The sequence below is a fragment of the Stenotrophomonas sp. PS02297 genome (genome assembly GCF_029959705.1).
Classification (GTDB): Bacteria; Pseudomonadota; Gammaproteobacteria; order Xanthomonadales; family Xanthomonadaceae; genus Stenotrophomonas; species Stenotrophomonas nitritireducens.
In genome coordinates, this window is the sequence record NZ_JASCOS010000073.1 from 1 (window position 1) to 18284 (window position 18284).

20 protein-coding genes are annotated in these 18284 nt (G+C 68.9%); 7 read left to right on the forward strand and 13 right to left on the reverse strand.

What is annotated here, in order from left to right:
• From QMX80_RS13150 to tsaD, 5 genes are all read right to left on the reverse strand, one after another.
• Positions 1-472, reverse strand: a 472-nt coding sequence (locus QMX80_RS13150; RefSeq protein WP_282277505.1) for a hypothetical protein, incomplete at its 3' end; no start/stop codon positions are given.
• Between the two features lie 106 nt (positions 473-578).
• On the reverse strand, positions 579-2750 hold the full coding sequence (locus tag QMX80_RS13155) for a glycoside hydrolase family 3 N-terminal domain-containing protein (protein ID WP_282277507.1): 2172 nt from the start codon (positions 2748-2750) through the stop codon (positions 579-581).
• Positions 2751-2838: 88 nt separating this feature from the next.
• Positions 2839-4107 (reverse strand): mechanosensitive ion channel family protein, encoded by a 1269-nt coding sequence (locus QMX80_RS13160; protein WP_273083258.1) that lies wholly within the window; start codon positions 4105-4107, stop codon positions 2839-2841.
• A 93-nt stretch (positions 4108-4200) separates the two neighbouring features.
• Entirely contained in the window at positions 4201-4554 is a 354-nt protein-coding gene (folB, locus tag QMX80_RS13165; protein ID WP_273083259.1) for a dihydroneopterin aldolase, read from the reverse strand.
• A gap of 174 nt (positions 4555-4728) precedes the next feature.
• Positions 4729-5754: a tRNA (adenosine(37)-N6)-threonylcarbamoyltransferase complex transferase subunit TsaD gene (tsaD, locus tag QMX80_RS13170; protein ID WP_055770924.1), complete on the reverse strand. Its 1026-nt coding sequence runs from the start codon at positions 5752-5754 to the stop codon at positions 4729-4731.
• 265 nt (positions 5755-6019) lie between these two features.
• On the opposite strand from tsaD, the gene rpsU reads away from it, so the two are divergent.
• The 6 genes from rpsU (at position 6020) to QMX80_RS13200 (ending at position 11133) form a co-directional block, all read left to right on the forward strand.
• A complete protein-coding gene (gene rpsU / locus QMX80_RS13175; protein WP_002808376.1) occupies positions 6020-6235 on the forward strand; it encodes a 30S ribosomal protein S21 in 216 nt (71 codons plus the stop codon).
• 135 nt (positions 6236-6370) lie between these two features.
• On the forward strand, positions 6371-6817 hold the full coding sequence (locus QMX80_RS13180) for a GatB/YqeY domain-containing protein (RefSeq protein ID WP_282277512.1): 447 nt from the start codon (positions 6371-6373) through the stop codon (positions 6815-6817).
• Positions 6818-6914: 97 nt separating this feature from the next.
• On the forward strand, positions 6915-7793 hold the full coding sequence (locus QMX80_RS13185) for a YihY/virulence factor BrkB family protein (RefSeq protein WP_273083264.1): 879 nt from the start codon (positions 6915-6917) through the stop codon (positions 7791-7793).
• 57 nt (positions 7794-7850) lie between these two features.
• Positions 7851-9584, forward strand: a complete 1734-nt coding sequence (gene dnaG / locus QMX80_RS13190) for a DNA primase (RefSeq protein WP_282277515.1) — start codon at positions 7851-7853, stop codon at positions 9582-9584.
• Positions 9585-9604: 20 nt separating this feature from the next.
• Positions 9605-10102 carry a sulfur transferase domain-containing protein gene (locus QMX80_RS13195; RefSeq protein ID WP_282277516.1) on the forward strand — a complete coding sequence of 166 codons (498 nt, stop codon included), beginning with the start codon at positions 9605-9607 and terminating at the stop codon, positions 10100-10102.
• A gap of 29 nt (positions 10103-10131) precedes the next feature.
• Positions 10132-11133, forward strand: a complete 1002-nt coding sequence (locus QMX80_RS13200) for a bile acid:sodium symporter family protein (protein WP_282277518.1) — start codon at positions 10132-10134, stop codon at positions 11131-11133.
• 57 nt (positions 11134-11190) lie between these two features.
• On the opposite strand, the gene cyoE is transcribed toward QMX80_RS13200, so the two are convergent.
• The 4 genes from cyoE to QMX80_RS13220 are packed head-to-tail and all read right to left on the reverse strand — an operon-like array spanning position 11191 to position 14579.
• A complete protein-coding gene (gene cyoE / locus QMX80_RS13205; protein ID WP_055770940.1) occupies positions 11191-12084 on the reverse strand; it encodes a heme o synthase in 894 nt (297 codons plus the stop codon).
• 4 nt (positions 12085-12088) lie between these two features.
• Positions 12089-13252 carry a COX15/CtaA family protein gene (locus QMX80_RS13210; protein ID WP_055770942.1) on the reverse strand — a complete coding sequence of 388 codons (1164 nt, stop codon included), beginning with the start codon at positions 13250-13252 and terminating at the stop codon, positions 12089-12091.
• A gap of 10 nt (positions 13253-13262) precedes the next feature.
• Complete coding sequence (locus QMX80_RS13215) at positions 13263-13847, reverse strand: hypothetical protein (RefSeq protein ID WP_282277520.1); 585 nt, start codon at positions 13845-13847, stop codon at positions 13263-13265.
• An 18-nt stretch (positions 13848-13865) separates the two neighbouring features.
• On the reverse strand, positions 13866-14579 hold the full coding sequence (locus QMX80_RS13220) for an SURF1 family protein (protein ID WP_282277522.1): 714 nt from the start codon (positions 14577-14579) through the stop codon (positions 13866-13868).
• Between the two features lie 57 nt (positions 14580-14636).
• Between QMX80_RS13220 and QMX80_RS13225 the strand changes: the two genes are divergently transcribed.
• Positions 14637-14855 carry a twin transmembrane helix small protein gene (locus QMX80_RS13225; protein ID WP_055770950.1) on the forward strand — a complete coding sequence of 73 codons (219 nt, stop codon included), beginning with the start codon at positions 14637-14639 and terminating at the stop codon, positions 14853-14855.
• 117 nt (positions 14856-14972) lie between these two features.
• Here the strand turns inward: QMX80_RS13225 and QMX80_RS13230 are convergent, their stop codons facing one another.
• The 4 genes from QMX80_RS13230 to ctaD are packed head-to-tail and all read right to left on the reverse strand — an operon-like array spanning position 14973 to position 18209.
• Positions 14973-15848 carry a cytochrome c oxidase subunit 3 gene (locus tag QMX80_RS13230; protein WP_055770952.1) on the reverse strand — a complete coding sequence of 292 codons (876 nt, stop codon included), beginning with the start codon at positions 15846-15848 and terminating at the stop codon, positions 14973-14975.
• Between the two features lie 21 nt (positions 15849-15869).
• Positions 15870-16457, reverse strand: coding sequence for a cytochrome c oxidase assembly protein (locus tag QMX80_RS13235; protein WP_273083278.1), 588 nt, complete (start codon positions 16455-16457; stop codon positions 15870-15872).
• Positions 16454-16588, reverse strand: coding sequence for a hypothetical protein (locus QMX80_RS13240; protein WP_268768315.1), 135 nt, complete (start codon positions 16586-16588; stop codon positions 16454-16456). The genes QMX80_RS13235 and QMX80_RS13240 overlap by 4 nt, the downstream gene beginning before the upstream one ends.
• 10 nt (positions 16589-16598) lie before the next feature.
• Positions 16599-18209, reverse strand: a complete 1611-nt coding sequence (gene ctaD, locus QMX80_RS13245) for a cytochrome c oxidase subunit I (RefSeq protein WP_055770958.1) — start codon at positions 18207-18209, stop codon at positions 16599-16601.
• Positions 18210-18284: the final 75 nt, after the last annotated feature.

Consider the following 18284-nt stretch of genomic DNA (forward strand, 5'->3'; position numbering starts at 1 on the left):
GGTGCAGGCCGATGGCCTGCACCAGTCCGTAGCAGACCAGGGCGGCGGCCAGGCCCAGGGTCAGCGGACTGGCGTTGGCCGCGCCCGGCGCCATGCCCTGGCTGAAGGCGCCGTCATGCCAGCGCCAGGCCAGCCGCGCGACCAGCAACACCGACAGCGCGCCGCCGATCCAGGGATTGGGCGTGTAGCCAGGCCGGCCTTCGCGCACATCGAAACGCGTGTGCTTCAGCGCGAACACGCCCAGCCCGATGCCGGCCAGCGCACCCACGGCCATGCCGGCGGCCACGTGCGGCACGAAGGCCGCCGCCAGTCCGAGCATCGCCGCCACCAGCACCAGGATCGCGATGCGTACCAGCGTGCGGCGCGGTTGCCAGGCTTGCCAGCCGAAGTGGCGGCGGAGGCGGCGGTAGTACAGCCAGCCGAAACCAGCGGTCATCAGCCACGGCAGGTAGGTGGGCATCGGTGCAGGCATCGGCGGATCTCCGGCGGGCGCGGCGACAGCATCGCACGCCCGCCGCCCGCATCAAGATGCCGGTCGTCACCCGTCCCCACCCGGCACGCGGGCCGGAGGTACGCGCTCAGGGCGCCAGCAGTTCGAACCGCACCGGCACGCCGCTCGCCGACGAGGCGCAGACCCACAGGTCGAACAGGCCCGGTTCGGCGGTGAACACGCCCTCGGCGTTGGTGAAGGCCAGTTGCCCGCGGTCGAGCCGGAACACCACGTCCTTCGCCTCGCCGGGGGCCAACAGCACCTTCTCGAACGCCTTGAGTTCGCGTACCGGGCGCACGCGACTGGCGACGCGGTCGTGCACGTACAGCTGCACCACTTCCTCGGCGGCCACCGCGCCGCTGTTGGTGAGGGTGGTGGTGACGACCAGTTCGCCGTTCCAGTCCAGCTGCGGCGCGCTCAGCCGCGGCGCAGCGTAGGCGAACGTGCTGTAGCCCAGGCCGTGGCCGAAGGCGTACAGCGGCGCGTTGGGCATCTCGCGCCAGCGCGCCTTGAACTCGGACATCTCCGGCAGTTCCGGGCGGCCGGTGCGCGGGTGGTTGTAGAAATAGGGCTGCTGCCCGGAGTGCTGCGGAAAACTGACCGGCAGGCGCGCGGACGGGCTGTAAGCACCGAACAGCACGTCGGCCACGGCATGGCCGGTCTGCGTGCCGAGGAACCAGGTCACCGCGATGGCCTGTGCATCGCGCACCGCGCCCTGCAGCGCCAGCGCGCGGCCATTGCGCAGCAGCACCACCACCGGCGTGCCGGTGGCGGCGACCGCCTCGGCCAGGGCCTGCTGCGCCGGCGGCAGCACGATTTCCACCCGCGACTGCGCCTCGCCGCTGTAGCGTTGCGGTTCGCCCAGCGCCAGCACCGCCACGTCGGCACGGCGCGCGGCGGCCACCGCCGCCTCGATGCCGCCTTCCACGGCGTCTTCCAGCGCGCAGCCGGGCACCACGTCCAGCAGCGCATCATCGTCCAGCGCCGCGCGCACGCCCGCTTCCAGCGTGACGTAGCGCGCCTTGTCGCCGAACAGCGTCCAGCAGCCTTCGATGTTGTCGCGGTCCTGCGCGAACGGGCCGATCAGCGCGATCTTCTGCCCGGCCCTGCGCAGCGGCAGCAGCGCGCCCTCGTTCTTCAGCAGCACGATCGAACGCCGCGCCGCGTCGCGGGCCAGCGCATCGTGCGCGGCGATGTGCGAGGTGTCGGCCTCGCGTGCCGGGTCCAGCGAGCGGTACGGATCGTCGAACAGGCCGATGGCCTCCTTCAGGCGCAGGATGCGGCGCACCGACGCGTCCAGCACCGCCATCGGCACCTGTCCGCTTTTCACCAGCCCAGGCAGGTGCGCGGCGTAGAAGCCGCTCTGCATGCTCAGGTCGAGCCCGGCCAGGAACGCCTTGGACGTGGCATCGGTTTCGTCGGCGGCATAGCCGTGCGCGATCAGTTCCATGTCGGCGGTGTAGTCGGAGACCACCACGCCGTCGAAGCCCCACTGCCCGCGCAGCAGGTCGGTCAGCAGCCAGCGGTTGGCGCTGGCCGGCACGCCGTTGATGTCGTTGAAGGCGCTCATCAGCGCGCGCGCGCCGGCCGCCAGTGCGGCCCTGAACGGCGGCAGGTGCACGTCGTGCAGGGTCTGCGGCGAGATGTCCACCTGCGCGTATTCCATGCCGGCGGCGACCGCGCCGTATGCGGCGAAATGCTTGGGCGTGGCCAGCAGCGAATCGGCGGCGGCCAGGTCCGCGCCCTGGAAACCGCGCACGCGCGCGGCGGCGAAGGCGCAGCCCAGCACCACGTCCTCGCCGGCCGATTCCGCGCCGCGGCCCCAGCGCTGGTCGCGGGCGATATCCACCGCCGGCGCGTAGGTCCAGTGGATGCCGGCGGCGGTGGCCTCGACGGCGGTGGCGCGGGCGGTACGCTCGGCCAGTTCCGGCTCGAAGCTGGCGGCCTCGCCCAGCGGGATCGGGAACACCGTGCGCATGCCGTGGATCACGTCGGCGGCCAATGCCACCGGAATGCCGAGCCGGCTTTCCTCCACCGCCACGCGCTGGATCTCGCGGCCCTGCGCGGCACCGACGCCGTTGAACAGGCTGCCGACGCGGCCTGCGCGCACCTGTTCCAGCACCTGCGCGGCGTTGCGCACGTTGGCTTCGGGGTTCACGTCCGGCGCGAACGGGCGGACCATGTCGGCGAACACGCCCAGCTGGCCGACCTTCTCCTCCAGGGTCATGCGGTCGATCAGGGATTGAATGCGGTCTGCCACCGGCGGTCCTTGTATGGAAACGCTTACAAAGCGCGGATTCTAGCGCCGCCGTCGTGAAGCCCGGAAAGCCTGCCCACCCCGCACATCGTCAGGCGGATACCGGCTCGCCGCGCATCGCCATCAGCATCGCGTCGCTGGATTCCTGGAACACGCGCAGGCCGAACTCGGGCAGGATCGCCAGCAGGTGGTCGAACACGTCCGACTGCGTGGCCTCGTACTGCGCCCATGCGGTCGAGGCGGTGAAGCAGTAGATCTCCAGCGGCAGCCCCTGCGGCGTCGGCGCCATCTGCCGGACCAGCAGGGTCATGTCCTGGTGGATGCCGGGGTGGCTGCGCAGGTAGCGCTCGACATAGGCGCGGAAGGTGCCCAGGTTGGTCATCCGGCGCGCGTTGACCTCTTCCGGATGCGCCTGCGCGACCTGCGCGTTCCACTGCTGCAGCTCCACGCGCTTGCCGGCCAGGTAGTCGTCGAGCAGGCCGAACCGCTCCAGCCGGTCCAGCGCCGGCGCGTCGAGGAAGCGCACGCTGTGCTGGTCCAGGAAGATCGAGCGCTTGATCCGCCGCCCTCCCGATTCCTGCATGCCGCGCCAGTTCTTGAACGACTCGGTGACCAGCTTCTTGGTCGGGATGGTGGTGATGGTCTTGTCCCAGTTCTGCACCGTCACCGTATGCAGGGCGATGTCGATCACGTCGCCATCGGCGTTCTGGCTGGGCATCTCGATCCAGTCGCCGATGCGCACGCGGCCGTCGCCGCTGATCTGCACGCTGGCCACCAGCGACAGGATGGTGTCCTGGAAGATCAGCATCAGCACCGCGGTGGCCGCGCCCAGCCCGGTCACCAGGTAGCGCAGGTCGACGCCGGCCAGGGTGGCGACGATGGACAGTCCGGCGATCACGAAGATCACGATCTTGGCCACCTGCAGATAGCCCTTGATCGGCTTGTCGCGCGCGTCGGGACGCCGCTCGTACAGGTCGTTGGCCGCGTCCAGCGCGTGCGACACCGCCAGCGCGACGGTCAGCACCGCCCACGCCTGGCAGGCGCCGACGATGAAGGCCACCAGGCCCGGCGGCAGGTCCGGCACCACCTTGATGCCGGCGGCGATCACCTGGCTGGGCACTACGTTGGAGAGCCGCGCGATCACCCGCATCAGATGGCTGCCGCGCCCGGTCTCGGCGCCGGGCAGGCGGCTGAGCAGCCGGCGCAGGCCGCGCAGCAGGATGCGCTTGGTGATCCAGTTGGCCAGCCCCGCCGCGACCAGCAGGACCGAGACCATCAATGCCAGGTAGGCGCCGGGATAGGGTTCCAGTGTGTCCTGCAGCCGCTCCAGCCACTGTGCCGCCACCACCGCATCCACCATCGGGTATCTCCTGTATTCCGTCGTTATTGAAGTCGCCGGCCGCGGGCCGGCATTGCGGGCTGGCGGGGTTGCCGGCCGGGCCGGCCTCCCCCGTCAGGTCCGTTCGCGTTCGATGATCACGCCCACCGCGCGCGCGCCGCGCACCGCACCGGGCTTGCTCAGCTTCAGGCGCAGCCAGCGCACGTCGAATTCATCCAGCACGATCCGCGCGCAGCGCTCGGCCAGGGTTTCCACCAGGCCGAAATCCGATTCGCGCACGTATTCCTGCAGGCGCTTGCTGACCGCCTTGTAGTTGAGCGTGTCGGCGATGTCGTCGCTGGCCGCCGGCCTGCGGTTGTCGAAACCCATCTCCAGGTCGAACACCAGGGTCTGGCGGATGCGCCGTTCCCAGTCGTAGATGCCGATCAGGGCGTCGATTTCGAGCCCTTCGATGAATACCTTGTCCATTGCGTCCGTCGCGGTGAATGAACGGACATGGTAACGAGCCGCCCCTGAGCCTGCCGTGCACGCGGCCGCCTTGCCTGCGCTGGAGCGCGCTCCAGCGCGCGATGCAACGCTATCGGGAACGCCGGTTCGCGCACCGGCGGGCATGCCTGCGGCGTTGCCGGCAAGCGGCGCGGGTCACACCGGCGGCAGCGTGGCCATGTCCCAGCGCGGCACCACCTTCACCTCGGCCGGGCTGTGCTGGCCGGCCTGCAGGCGCAGCGCGCCGGCGAAGGCGATCATCGCGCCGTTGTCGGTGCACAGCGCCGGGCGCGGGAAGCACACGCGGCCGCCGCGGCGCTGCGCGGCGTCCTGCAGCTTCGCCCGCAGGCGCTTGTTGGCGCCGACGCCGCCGGCCACCACCAGCACGTCGCAGCCGGCTTCATCCAGCGCGCGCCCGCACTTGATCGCCAGCGTATCGACCACCGCGTCCTCGAAGCCGCGCGCGATGTCGGCGCGGGTCTGCTCGCTCTGGTCGCTGTCGCGCCAGGCCAGCAGCACCTGGGTCTTGAGCCCGGAGAAACTGAAATCCAGCCCCGGCCGGTCGGTCATCGGCCGCGCGAACCGGAACCGGCCGGGCGTGCCGGCCTCGGCCAGTTTCGCCAGCTGCGGACCGCCCGGATACGGCAGGCCCATCAGCTTGGCGGTCTTGTCGAAGGCCTCGCCGGCGGCGTCGTCCAGGGTCTCGCCGAGCAGGCGGTACTGGCCGATGGCGTCCACCGCCACCAGCTGGGTATGCCCGCCGGAGACCAGCAGGGCCACGAACGGCGGCTCCGGCGGGTCGTCCTCCATCAGCGGCGCCAGCAGGTGGCCCTCCATGTGGTGCACGCCGATGGCCGGCACATCCAGCGCCCAGGCCAGCGAACGCGCGACCCCGGCGCCGACCAGCAGCGCGCCGACCAGGCCGGGACCGGCGGTATAGGCCACGCCATCCAGTTCGGAGACGGCGATGCCGGCCTCGTCCAGGGTCTGCCGGATCAGCGGCAGGGTCTTGCGCACGTGGTCGCGGCTGGCCAGCTCCGGCACCACGCCGCCATATTCGGCGTGCAGCGCGATCTGGCTGTAGACCGCATGGGCGCGCAGGGCGTCGACGCCCGACAGCGCGGTGTCGTACACCGCCACGCCGGTTTCGTCGCAGGAGGATTCGATGCCGAGGACTTTCATGCAGGTATTGTGAACCCCAAGGCGCGCGTTTACGAACCGCGACGGCGGGCGCGGGCCCCTCCGGACGCCCCGTGGGCCCGGCCCCGTCCGTCGGCATCGCGACCGTCTTCCTGCCGCGGCGGTGCTGGCCGGGTGGCCGCCCCAAGGTCGCGACGGGCCGCTTTCCGGAGGCCCGCCCTGCCCACCTACTTGCGCCCGGATTCAAAGCGGCTATAATGCGCGGCTCACCGGGCGTGACCCGGTCTCACTGTGTCCCGGAGATTCCATGCCCAGCGTCAAAGTCCGCGAGAACGAACCTTTCGAGTTTGCGCTCCGCCGCTTCAAGCGCACCTGCGAAAAGGCCGGCGTGCTGGCCGAGACCCGCAAGCGCGAGTTCTACGAAAAGCCGACCCAGGAACGCAAGCGCAAGGCCGCTGCTGCCGTGAAGCGCCAGCTGCGTCGTTCCTCGCGCGACGTCACCAAGCGTCAGCGCCTGTACTGATCGGACGCAGCTCCTGAACGGAGGCTTCGGCCTTCCGTAACTGGAGTGAAAGCCGGCACGCGCGAGCGTAGCCGGCTTTTTGCGTTCCCGCGCCACGCGCGCACCCCCGCATTCCGATCCCGCAAGAGGTGGTCCATGAGCCTGAAACAGCAACTGACCGACGACATGAAGGCCGCCATGAAGGGCGGCGACAAGCACTCCCTCGGCGTGATCCGCCTGATCAACGCGGCGATCAAGCAGAAGGAAGTGGACGAGCGCATCGAGCTGGACGACGCCGCGGTGATCGCGGTGCTGGACAAGATGGTCAAGCAGCGCAAGGACTCGGTGACCCAGTACGAGGCCGCCAGCCGCGAGGACCTGGCCAAGGTCGAGCGCGACGAGATCGTGGTGATCGAGCGCTACGTGCCGGCCAAGATGGGCGAGGCCGAGATCCTGGCCGCGATCAGCACCGCCATCGCCCAGACCGGCGCCAGCGGTGCGGCCGACATGGGCAAGCTGATGGGCGCGCTCAAGCCGCTGCTGGCCGGCCAGGCCGACATGGGCCTGGTGTCGAAGCTGGTCAAGCAGGCCCTGGCGGGCTGATTCGGCCGCACGTCGTACGCCGGCCCTGCCATCCGCGGGCCGGCGGGTCGTCCTCAATCACGGCGACCACCGCGACGGGTATGCGATCCTGCACGCCATGGCGCCCCTGTCACCGGACATGAAGCACCGCCTCGAGCGGTTGCAGCAAAGCCTGCCGGCCGCCCTGGCCCGCCGCTTCACCGAAGCGGACGTGATGACCCAGGCGGCCTCGCTGGCGTTCTACACCCTGCTCTCGCTGGCACCGCTGCTGGTGCTGCTGCTGTGGCTGACCGCCTCCCTCTACCCGCCGGCGCAGCAGGCGCTGGTCGGCCAGATCGGCGACCTGGCCGGCAGCAGCGTGGCGGACGTGGCCGACACGGTGATCGCCAACGCCGCCGCGCGGCCCGACCTGGGCTCGCTGGCCGGCGTCTGGAGCCTGCTGCTGCTGTTCGTCGGCGCCACCGTGGTGTTCGCCCAGCTGCAGGGCGCCCTGAACCGGATCTTCCATACCGACCTGCAGCGCTTCGACGGCGTGCTCGGCTGGCTGAAGAAACGCATTTTCTCCGCCGGCGTGGTGCTGGCGCTGGGCTTCCTGCTGATCGTGTCGATGGTCGCCACCACCGCGCTGCAGGTGGTGTTCGCGCACCTGCCCTCGCTGCTGCCGGCGGTGGGCTACGCATCCACGCTGGTGCTCTACGCGCTGGGCTTCGCCTTCCTCTACCACTACCTGCCCGACCGCCCGGTGGCGTGGCGCCAGGCCTTCGGCGGCGGCGCGATCACCGCGGCGCTGTTCACCCTGGGCCGCTACGGCATCGGCCTGTACATCGCCAATGCCGCGCCCGGCAGCGCCTACGGTTCGATGGGCACGCTGGTGATCATGCTGGTGTGGGTGTACTACGCCAGCGTGGTGTTCTTCGTCGGCGCCCTGGTCACCGCGGTCATCGACGAACGCGCGCATCCGCGGGCGGTTGCCGCCGCTCCGGCGCCGGGCCTCTAGTACACTTGCCGCACACCTTCGCCATGTACCGCCGCCGGCGGTGCTCCATTTTCCAGCATGGCCCGAATCCCAGACGCCTTCATCGACGACCTGCTCGCCCGCTCCGACATTGTCGAAGTGGTCGGCTCGCGCGTGCCGCTCAAGCGCCAGGGCAAGGAGTACGCGGCACGCTGCCCGTTCCACGACGAGCGTTCGGCCTCGTTCACCGTCTCGCCGACCAAACAGTTCTACCACTGCTTCGGCTGCGGCGCGCACGGCACGGCGATCAGCTTCCTGATGAACTACGACCGCCTCGAGTTCCTCGACGCGGTGGAGGAGCTGGCCAAGCGCGCCGGCATGGAAGTGCCGCGCGACGCCAACCCGCGCAGCCCGCAGCAGCAGGACGACAGCCGCGACCAGTACTCGGCGCTCGACGCCGCCACCCGCTTCTTCCAGAAGCAGCTGGAAGGCAATGACAAGGCGCTGGCCTATCTCGATGGACGCGGCGTCGACGCCGACACCCGCGCGCGCTTTTCCATCGGCTACGCGCCGGACGGCTACAGCGCGCTGAAGGACGCGCTGGGCAAGGACGAGCGGCGCATGAAGCTGCTCGACCGCGTCGGCCTGTTCTCCAAGAACGACCGCGGCCACGTCTACGACAAGTTCCGCGACCGGGTGATGTTCCCGATCTTCGACCGCCGCGGCCGGGTCATCGCCTTCGGCGGCCGGGTGATGGAAAAGGACGACGGTCCCAAGTACCTCAACTCGCCGGAAACCGCGCTGTTCCACAAGGGTCGCGAACTGTACGGCCTGTGGCAGGTACGCCAGGCCAACCAGAAGATCGAGCGCCTGATCGTGGTCGAGGGCTACATGGACGTGGTCAGCCTGTTCCAGTTCGGCGTCACCCAGGCGGTGGCGACGCTGGGTACGGCGACCACGCCCGACCACGCCGAGCTGCTGTTCCGCAACGCGCCGGACGTGTATTTCTGCTTCGACGGCGACAACGCCGGACGCAAGGCAGGCTGGCGCGCGCTGGAATCGGTGCTGCCGCGGATGAAGGACGGGCGCCAGGCCTTCTTCCTGTTCCTGCCCGATGGCGAGGACCCGGACACCATCGTCCGCAAGGAAGGCGCCGAGGCCTTCGACACGCGCCTGAAGCAGGCCACGCCGCTGTCGCAGTTCTTCTTCGACGAGCTCACCCGCGAGATCAACCTGGGCACGCTCGACGGCAAGGCGCGCGTGGCCGAACGCGCGAAGCCGATGCTGGCGCAGATTCCCGATGGCGCCTTCGGCGACCTGATGAAGCAGGAACTGCAGCGCATGACCGGTGTGGGCCGCGCGCCCGCCGGCAACGCGCCAGCCACCGCGCCCATGCGCCGCGCGCAGGTCGCGCCGGTGCAGAAGCGCAGCCTGGTGCGCGCGGCCATCGCCATCCTGCTGCAGCAGCCTTCGCTGGCGCTGGGCCTGGAAGGCCACCACGCCATCGCCGGCCTGCGCCTGCCCGGCATCGAACTGCTGCTGGAGCTGCTGGAACTGGTGCAGCAGCGCCCGGACATCAGCACCGGCGCGCTGCTGCAACATTTCGACGGCCGCGAGGAACAGGCCGCGCTGCATCGCCTGGCGGCCGTCGCCCTGCCCGGCGACGAGGCCAGCTGGACCCAGGAACTGCACGACGCCGTCGTGCAGCTGGAAAAGCAGCTGCTGCAGCAGCGCGTGGACGAGCTGCTGGCCAAGCAGCGCCAGCAGGGCCTGGACGAGACCGACAAATACGAGCTGCGCGAGCTGCTCAAGACGCGCGCGACCATGCGCTGATGCGCTGACGGAGAAGAACAATGAACCCGCATCTGCCGAAGTTCCTGTTCCTGCTGCTGGCCTGCGCCGCCGCTGCGGGTGCCGCCGAACACGCGCTGAAACAGCCGCGCCCGGACCTGTTCACCGGCGGCCAACCCAGCGCGCAGCAGTTGCGCGATGCGGCGCGGTCCGGCGTCACCACGGTGATCGACCTGCGCATGCCGCAGGAAGACCGCGGTTACGACGAAGCCGCCGTGGCCGAGCAGCTCGGCCTGCGCTACGTGCGCCTGCCCATCGATGGCGCCGGCGGCATCAGCGAGGCCAACGCGCGCACGCTCGACCGCCTGCTCGGGCAGGACACCGGCACCACGCTGCTGCACTGCGCCTCGGGCAACCGTGCCGGCGCGCTGCTGGCGCTGGCGCAGGCACGGGTGCACGGCGCGCCCGTCGATGCCGCCCTGCAGTTCGGCCGCGATGCCGGCCTGACCTCGCTGGAGCCCACCGTACGCACCGCGCTGGAGCAGCCGCCCGCGCACTGATTCCCGCCCCGACAAGGACACTCCCACCAATGACCCGCTGGTGGTCGCGCCTGCGACCGGACAACTTCACCCTCGCCCTGCTCGCCACCGTGGCCCTGGCCACCGTGCTGCCGATGACCGGCGCCGCCGCGCACGGACTGGACCGTTTCACCGACCTGGCCATCGCCGCGCTGTTCTTCCTGCACGGCGCGCGCCTGCCGCGCGAATCCATCATCGCCGGCATGCTGCACTGGCGCCTGCACCTGGTCATCCTGGCCTGCACCTTCGTGCTGTTCCCATTGCTGGGCTTGGCATTCAAGCCGCTGGCCGGGCCGGTACTGACGCCGGACCTCTATATCGGCGTGCTGTTCCTGTGCGCACTGCCGTCAACGGTACAGTCGTCCATCGCTTTCACCTCGATGGCCGGCGGCAATGTGCCGGCCGCGGTATGCGCGGCGTCGCTGTCCAGCATCCTCGGCGTGTTCCTGACCCCGCTGCTGATGGGCCTGCTGGCCGGCAGCCAGGGCGGCATGGCCGATCCGCTGCATGCGGTCGGCGCGATCATGCTGCAGTTGCTGGTTCCGTTCATCGCCGGCCACCTGCTGCGGCCGTGGATCGCCCGCTGGGTGGAACGGCAGCGCGCGCTGCTGCGCTATACCGACCAGGGCACGGTGCTGCTGGTGGTCTACGGCGCCTTCGGCGAATCGGTGGTCGAGGGCCTGTGGCACAAGACCCCGGTCGGCTCGCTGCTCGCTGCCGCGCTGGTGGCCGTGGTGCTGCTGGCCATCGCCATGCCCGGCATCACCTGGCTGGCGCGGCGGCTGGGCTTCAGCCGGGAGGACGAGATTCCCATCGTGTTCTGCGGCTCCAAGAAGAGCCTGGCCACCGGCGTGCCGATCGCCAAGGTGCTGTTCGCCGGCGGCAGCCTCGGCGCGATCGTGCTGCCGATCATGATCTACCACCAGATCCAGCTGATCGTCTGCGCGATGGTGGCCCAGCGCTACGCGCGGTCGGCGGCCGGGAAGCAAGGTCCAGGTGCCAGCAGCCGCTAAGGCAGCGGCAGGAGCCATGCTCCTGCCGTCACCGGCTCCTGTTTCCCGGCTGCTTCCTCAAAGCCAGGGCAGCAGCCAGTGGTCGACCAGCAGGAAGGCGAACAGCGCCATCAGATAGACCACCGAGTAGCCGAACATCTGCATGTTGAACATCTCGTCCGGCGGGTCCTGCATCTTCCATGCGTACCACAGGAACACGAGGTTCAGCACGGTGGCGCCGCCCAGATAGAACACGCCGCTCATGCCCAGTGCGACCGGCAGCAGGGTCACCACCACCAGCACCACCGAATAGAACAGGATCTGCCGGCGCGTATGCGGCACGCCATGGGTGACCGGCAGCATCGGCACCGCCGCCTTGGCATAGTCGGCGCGGCGGAAGATCGCCAGCGCCCAGAAATGCGGCGGCGTCCACACGAAGATGATCAGCACCAGCAGCGATGCGTAAGCCCAGTCCGAGGCGCCCTCCATGCCGGTGACCGCGGCCCAGCCCAGCATCGGCGGCATGGCGCCGGCAAGGCCGCCGATGACGATGTTCTGCGAGGTCGCATGCTTGAGGTACACGGTGTAGACCACCGCGTAGCCGATCAGCGAGGCGAAGGTCAGCACCGCGGTGAGCATGTTCACCCACAGCATCAGGATGGTCATCGACAGCGCGGTGAGCGCAGCGGCGAACACCAGCACCTGGCGCGAGGACACCTTGCCGACCACCAGCGGGCGCCACGAGGTGCGCGCCATCCGCGCGTCGATGCGCGCGTCCAGCAACTGGTTGATCGCCGCGGCCGCCGCCGCCGACAACCAGATGCCGATGAAGCCCAGCGCACCGGTCACCGCCTGCGCGGCGGTCGGCCAGCCGGGAATCGCCAGGAACATGCCCACCAGCGCGGTGAACACGATCAGGGCCACCACCTTGGGCTTGGTCAGGTCCCAGTAATCGCGCACGGTCGTCGTCATCGGCTTACTCCGGGGCACGCAGCCGCGCCAGCAGCGAGACCAGCACGAACAGCAGGAACACGGCGCCGCCGTTGTGCATCACCGCCACCGCCAGCGGCAGCGCGAGCTTGACGTTGAGCACGCCCAGGGTGACCTGCAGCAGCACCAGCGCGCCCAGCGCGCTGGCCCAGCCGCGCATGCCCGGCAGGCGGAACATGCGCGCCGACAGCACCAGCAGGTACAGCGCCAGCACCACGGCCAGCATCCGGTGCGCCATCTGGATGGCGATGCGTGACGCGCCGTCGAGTACCCCGCCTTCATAGTCCACGCCGATGCCGCGCCACAGGGTGAAGCCTTCGGCGTAGTTCTGCTGCGGCCACCATTCGCTCACGCAGCGCGGGAAGTTGTCCAGCGAAGCGCTGCCGCCGCCGCAGGCCAACGCGGCATAGTTGGCGCTGACCCAGCCGCCCAGCGCGATCTGCAGCACCAGCAGTGCCAGCCCGGCGCGCAGCCACCAGCGCAGGCGCGGCGCCTGCGCCAAGGTGATCGGCAGGTGCGTGGCCTTCCATGCCATCCACACCAGCAGGCCGAACATCAGCATGCCGCCGAGCAGATGCCCCATCACCACGATGGGCTTGAGCAGCCAGGTCACCGTCCACATGCCGAGCAGCGCCTGGAAGATCACGACAGCCAGGGTCAGCACCGCCGCGCGCGACAGGTCGATGTTGGACCAGCGCAGCGCCGCCAGCAGCAGGATCGCCTCGCCGCCGATGGCCAGCACGCTGGAGGCGACATGTTCGCCGCGCATGTACAGGGGAATGGCCAGCGCCACCAGCACCGAGGCGGTGACCACCTGTGCCACGCCCCAGCGGTGGCGGCGCGCGGCCAGCAGCGCCAGGACCAGGATTTCCACGCCCAGCAGGCCGGCCAGGAAACGGTGCACCTGCTCGCGCCAGGCCTTGTGGCTTTCCAGCGGGCGGATCTCGCTGGCCACATGCTGCGCGGCTTCCACCTGCGTCTGCGGCCAGGTGACGCGGCCATAGCAGGTCGGCCAGTCCGGACAGCTCAGCCCGGCATCGGACAGGCGCACGAACGAGCCGAACATGATCGTGCTCGCGGTCATGATCAGCGCGAACCACGCCAGGCGATGGAAGTTGCGGTACAGCGCCGGACGCGCGGGGGCATTCATCGAACGGGACTCACTTCAGTTTCAACAGCCTGGAAAGATCGGTGCGCAGGCCACCGGGGTCGAAGCCCGGCGCGTAACGCAATACCACGAAGCCGTTGGGATCGATCACGTAAACCGGGATGCCGGCGGGGTCGTCCACCCCCGGCAGCTTCGCCCGGAACGCCGGAGAAGCCTGCAGCACCTTCAGCGCCGGCGAGGCCGCCACCTGTTCCGGCGGCGCACCCAGCCACAGTATTTCGACATTATCCGCGTTATGGCCGAACAGCTGCCACACCGTGTCCAGCTGCTGCGACAAAGTGACGCAGGCAGGCGCACACTCCGCCGCCGGCGCCAGCACGATACGCCAGTGGCGGGCGGCCGGATTCCATTCGTAGGGACTGCCGTCGGCCAGCCGCAGCGGCTCCTGGCGCAGGTCCAGCGGCGGTTCGAACAACTGCCCGTGGTTGCGGTTCACCTGCGGCATCCAGCCGGAAAAGCGCAGGGCGCCGGCCAGCGCCATCGACCCGAAGAACATCGCGAAGATGATCAGCAGCACGCGGCGGCCGCGCTTGCGGATGATGAGTTGTTCCGGGGTCAGGGCATTCATGTGCGGCATTTTCCCATGGCTTGGCGTTCAGCGCCCGCGGCGGCGGCGCCGGTGCAGCATGGCGGCGATCACCAGCACCGCCAGTGCCATGGCGAACCATTGCACCGCATAGCCGAGATGGCGCGAAGGCGGCAGCGTATTGGGCAACAGGTCCAGGTCGCGGGTGTAGCCCAGCGGCGATGCCGGATCCAGCCGCAGCACGTGCCCCGCCAGCCCCGCGGCCGGAAGCCGCAGCTGCGCGGCGATGGCGGGGAAATCCAGGCGCGTGGCCAGCCACACCTGCGGCTGCGAGGTATCGGCCAGTGCCGGCCCCAATGCGATCCCGGGCGACGGCGGCGGCGCCCACAGGCCCTGCACCTCGATCCGGCCCTGCAGCGGCGCGATGGGCGGCAGCTGGCGGTCGGCCGGCAACGGCAACCAGCCCAGATCGACCAGCACCGCGCCGCCATCCGCACGCGCGGCCTGGTACACCTTCAGGCCGGCACGGCCTTCGCGCAGCTGGTTGTCCAGCAGCACCGTGGCGGGCAGGAATTCCAGGCGGTCATGCACCCAGTGCAGCGTTTCCGGCGCGCGCATCGCCCGCGCCAGCGTCATCGCACCGCTGCGGTCCGGCGGCACCTGCGCAAGCAGCGCCTGCTTTTCGTGCATGCGCTGCAACTGCCAGACGCCCAGCGCGCTGAACGCGGCGGCTACCACCAGCGCCAGCAACCAGCCGAAGATGCCCGTGTGCTGTCGCGTCATGACAAGCGCGCCGCGAGCAGGTGAGATAGCACCGCCTTCCCACACTCAGAGCCGTGCATGAATGATTCGCTGAAGACACTGCTGGTGATCGCGTTCCTGATCGTCATCGTCTGGAATCTTGGCGCCGGGCTGTACTACCTGATGATCGATCGTGGCCAGACCAAGCGCACAGTCAATGCGCTGACCCGGCGCATCGTGCTGTCGGTGGTGCTGATCCTGCTGGTCGTCCTTGGCATCTATAGCGGCTGGATCAGGCCGCACGGTGTCGGCGGCTGAAGCCAGGGGTTTCCATGCAGCGGGCGGACCCGTGAACGGGCGAGCCCATGAAGCAAAGGGGAGCGGTGAACCGGGAATCGATCCCCAGTACTCCGCTCCCCGCTTTTTTCCCGCCGTTTACAGCACGTAGACGAACAGGAACAGCATCAGCCACACCACGTCGACGAAATGCCAGTACCACGCCGCGGCCTCGAAGCCGAAATGGTTGTCGCGGGTGAAGTGCCCCTTGGCCGAACGCAGCCACATGACGATCAGCATGATCGTGCCCAGCGCCACGTGCGCGCCGTGGAAGCCGGTGAGCATGAAGAAGGTGGAGCCGTAGATGCCCGAGCCCAGGGTCAGGTTGAGCTCGCCGTAGGCATGCATGTATTCCTCGGCCTGGAAGAACAGGAACACGCAGCCCAGCAGCACGGTAGCGCCCAGCCAGATCAGCAGCTGGCGACGGTTGCCGGCCTTGAGCGCATGGTGGGCGATGGTCAGGGTCGCGCCCGAGGTCAGCAGGATCAGCGTGTTGACCAGCGGCAGGCCCCACGCCGGGATGGTCTGGAACAAGCCACCGACGCTGCCCGGGCCGTTGCTCGGCCATGCGGCCGAATAGCCGTCCCACAGGATCTCGTTGGTCGCCACGCCGTGGCCTTCGCCGCCCAGCCAGGGCAGGCCGTACACGCGGGTGTAGAACAGCGCGCCGAAGAAGGCGCCGAAGAACATCACTTCGGAGAAGATGAACCAGACCATCCCCATGCGGAACGAGCCATCGACCTGGCGGTTGTAGTTCCCGCCGACCGATTCGCGGATCACGTCGCCGAACCACAGGAACAGGGTGAACACCAGCATCGCCAGGCCGAGGAAGAAGGTCCAGCGACCCCAGCTGGCGTCGTTGAGCCAGCTGGCCACTCCGACCATCAGCACCAGCATGGAAATCGAGCCGACGAAGGGCCAGCGACTCTGGCTCGGCACGAAGTAGACGTTGGCATCAGGCGTGTTGTGGGCCATGGCTTGCTTCCGGATCCGTGGTCAGGGGGCCGCGTGCGACGAGCCAGCGGCCGAGGCCGGTGCCAGCTGCGCCGTCAGCGCGTCGTTCTTGTAGAAGGTATAGGACAGGGTGATCGTGCGGACGTCTGCGGGCAGGTCCGGATCGACGATGAAACGCACCGGCATCTCGCGCTGCTCGCCGGCCTGCAGGGTCTGCGCGGTGAAGCAGAAACACTCGGTCTTGTTGAAATAGCCGGAGGCGCGCGCAGGAGCCACCGAGGGCACCGCGCTGCCGACCAGCGCGTGCTCGCTGTCGTTGCGGGCGAAATACAGCGCTTCGTTCAATTCGCCCGGCACCACGTCCATCGTCAGCTTTTCCGGATGGAAGGCCCACGGCAGCTTGGAATTGACGCCGCCATCGAACTCGACCCGCACCACGCGCCTGTCGGTCGGGGCCTGGGAGGCGGCGACCTGGCTGGCGCCGCGCTCAAGACGGACGCCGAAGACCTTTTCGCAGGCGATGCGGTACAGCGGCACCAGCGAGAAGGTCAGCACGAACACGCCCAGCGCCACGCCGAGCAACCGGACGATGCCGGCATTGCGTTCGGGCCGGGGCGCGGGCGTGGTCAATGCGCCAGCACCCCGGACAGGATGAAGCCGGCGTAGATCGCCACCGCGATCAGGCCCACCACCAGCGCCGTGCGCCGCGAACGGCGGCGGCGCAGGGCCAGTTCATCGGATTGCCAGTCGGGACGGCTCATGATGCGCGCCTCAGTGGGTGACGTCGTCATGGGCCAGGTCGCCCGGCTGGATCACCGGCGGCACGGTGAAGGTATGCGCCGGCGCCGGCGACGGCACGGTCCACTCAAGACCCTTGGCGCTTTCCCAAGCGCGCGCCTCGGCGCGCTTGCCGCTGCGCAGCGACGACAGCAGGATGGCGGCCATCAGGAACGGGGTGACGAACATGCCGAACGCGCCGATCGAGCTGACCATGTTCCAGTCGGCGAACACCGGGTTGTAGTCCGGGATGCGGCGCGGCATGCCGGCCAGGCCGAGGAAGTGCTGCGGGAAGAACAGCAGGTTGACGAACACCATCGTCCACCAGAAATGCACCTTGCCCCAGAACTCGTTGTACATGCGGCCGGTCCACTTCGGCCACCAGTAGTAGACCGCGGCGATCAGGGCCAGCACCGCGCCGGTGACCAGCACGTAGTGGAAGTGGGCGACCACGAAATAGGTGTCGTGGTACTGGAAATCGGCCGGCACGATGGCCAGCATCAGGCCGGAGAAGCCGCCGATGCTGAACAGCACCACGAAGGCGATGGAGAACAGCATCGGGGTCTCGAAGGTCAGCGAGCCCTTCCACATCGTGCTGACCCAGTTGAACACCTTCACGCCGGTCGGGATCGAGATCAGCATGGTGGCGAACATGAAGTAGATCTCGCCGCCCAGCGGCATGCCCACCGTGAACATGTGGTGCGCCCACACGATGAACGACAGGAACGCGATGGCCGCGGTCGCGTAGACCATCGCCTGGTAGCCGAACAGCGGCTTGCGGCTGAAGGTCGGGAGGATCTCGCTGACCACGCCGAACGCCGGCAGGATCATGATGTATACCTCCGGATGGCCGAAGAACCAGAAGATGTGCTGGTACATCACCGGATCGCCGCCGCCGGCGGCGTTGAAGAAGCTGGTGCCGAAGAACTTGTCGGTCAGCAGCATGGTCACGGCGCCGGCCAGCACCGGCATCACCGCGATCAGCAGGAACGCGGTGATCAGCCAGGTCCAGCAGAAGATCGGCATCTTCAGCAGGTCGATGCCCGGCGCGCGCATGTTGAGCACGGTGGCGATGATGTTGATCGCGCCCATGATCGAGCTGATGCCGGCCACGTGGATCGCGAACACGCTGAAGGCGACGTTGTAGCCGCCCTGCAGCGACAGCGGCGGGTACATGGTCCAGCCGCCGGCGGGCGCGCCGCCGGGCAGGAACAGGGTCAGCAGCAGCAGGGTGAAGGCCACCGGCAGCAGCCAGAACGACCAGTTGTTCATGCGCGGCAGCGCCATGTCCGGCGCGCCGATCTGCAGCGGGATCATCCAGTTGGCGAGGCCGACGAAGGCCGGCATCACGCCACCGAAGATCATCACCAGCGCGTGCACGGTGGTCATCTGGTTGAAGAATTCAGGCTTCATGTGCTGAAGCCCGGGCTCCATCAGCTCCCAGCGGATCAGCACCGACATGAAGGCGCCGACGATGAACATCAAGAAGCTGAAAAGCAGGTACAGCGTCCCGATGTCCTTGTGGTTGGTGGAGAAAAACCAACGCTCGAAGAAGCCCTGCTGGTGACCGTGATGGTCGGAGTGGCCCACTGCGGAGTTCGCCATTGCAGCTATACCTCGTTATCCAGTTTCCAGGCATCGCGCCGGCCAGGGCCGGCGCGCAGCGGTATCAGGCGCCAG

Coding starts and splice junctions, on each gene's coding strand:
- QMX80_RS13230 (WP_055770952.1), bottom strand. CDS start 15,848: ATGGCCCACAACACGCCTGATGCCAACGTCTACTTCGTGCCGAGCCAG.
- QMX80_RS13225 (WP_055770950.1), top strand. CDS start 14,637: ATGAATGATTCGCTGAAGACACTGCTGGTGATCGCGTTCCTGATCGTC.
- ctaD (WP_055770958.1), bottom strand. CDS start 18,209: ATGGCGAACTCCGCAGTGGGCCACTCCGACCATCACGGTCACCAGCAG.
- QMX80_RS13200 (WP_282277518.1), top strand. CDS start 10,132: ATGACCCGCTGGTGGTCGCGCCTGCGACCGGACAACTTCACCCTCGCC.
- QMX80_RS13210 (WP_055770942.1), bottom strand. CDS start 13,252: ATGAATGCCCCCGCGCGTCCGGCGCTGTACCGCAACTTCCATCGCCTG.
- QMX80_RS13195 (WP_282277516.1), top strand. CDS start 9,605: ATGAACCCGCATCTGCCGAAGTTCCTGTTCCTGCTGCTGGCCTGCGCC.
- cyoE (WP_055770940.1), bottom strand. CDS start 12,084: ATGACGACGACCGTGCGCGATTACTGGGACCTGACCAAGCCCAAGGTG.
- dnaG (WP_282277515.1), top strand. CDS start 7,851: ATGGCCCGAATCCCAGACGCCTTCATCGACGACCTGCTCGCCCGCTCC.
- QMX80_RS13240 (WP_268768315.1), bottom strand. CDS start 16,588: ATGAGCCGTCCCGACTGGCAATCCGATGAACTGGCCCTGCGCCGCCGC.
- QMX80_RS13220 (WP_282277522.1), bottom strand. CDS start 14,579: ATGACGCGACAGCACACGGGCATCTTCGGCTGGTTGCTGGCGCTGGTG.
- rpsU (WP_002808376.1), top strand. CDS start 6,020: ATGCCCAGCGTCAAAGTCCGCGAGAACGAACCTTTCGAGTTTGCGCTC.
- folB (WP_273083259.1), bottom strand. CDS start 4,554: ATGGACAAGGTATTCATCGAAGGGCTCGAAATCGACGCCCTGATCGGC.
- QMX80_RS13185 (WP_273083264.1), top strand. CDS start 6,915: ATGGCGCCCCTGTCACCGGACATGAAGCACCGCCTCGAGCGGTTGCAG.
- QMX80_RS13180 (WP_282277512.1), top strand. CDS start 6,371: ATGAGCCTGAAACAGCAACTGACCGACGACATGAAGGCCGCCATGAAG.
- tsaD (WP_055770924.1), bottom strand. CDS start 5,754: ATGAAAGTCCTCGGCATCGAATCCTCCTGCGACGAAACCGGCGTGGCG.
- QMX80_RS13215 (WP_282277520.1), bottom strand. CDS start 13,847: ATGCCGCACATGAATGCCCTGACCCCGGAACAACTCATCATCCGCAAG.
- QMX80_RS13160 (WP_273083258.1), bottom strand. CDS start 4,107: ATGGTGGATGCGGTGGTGGCGGCACAGTGGCTGGAGCGGCTGCAGGAC.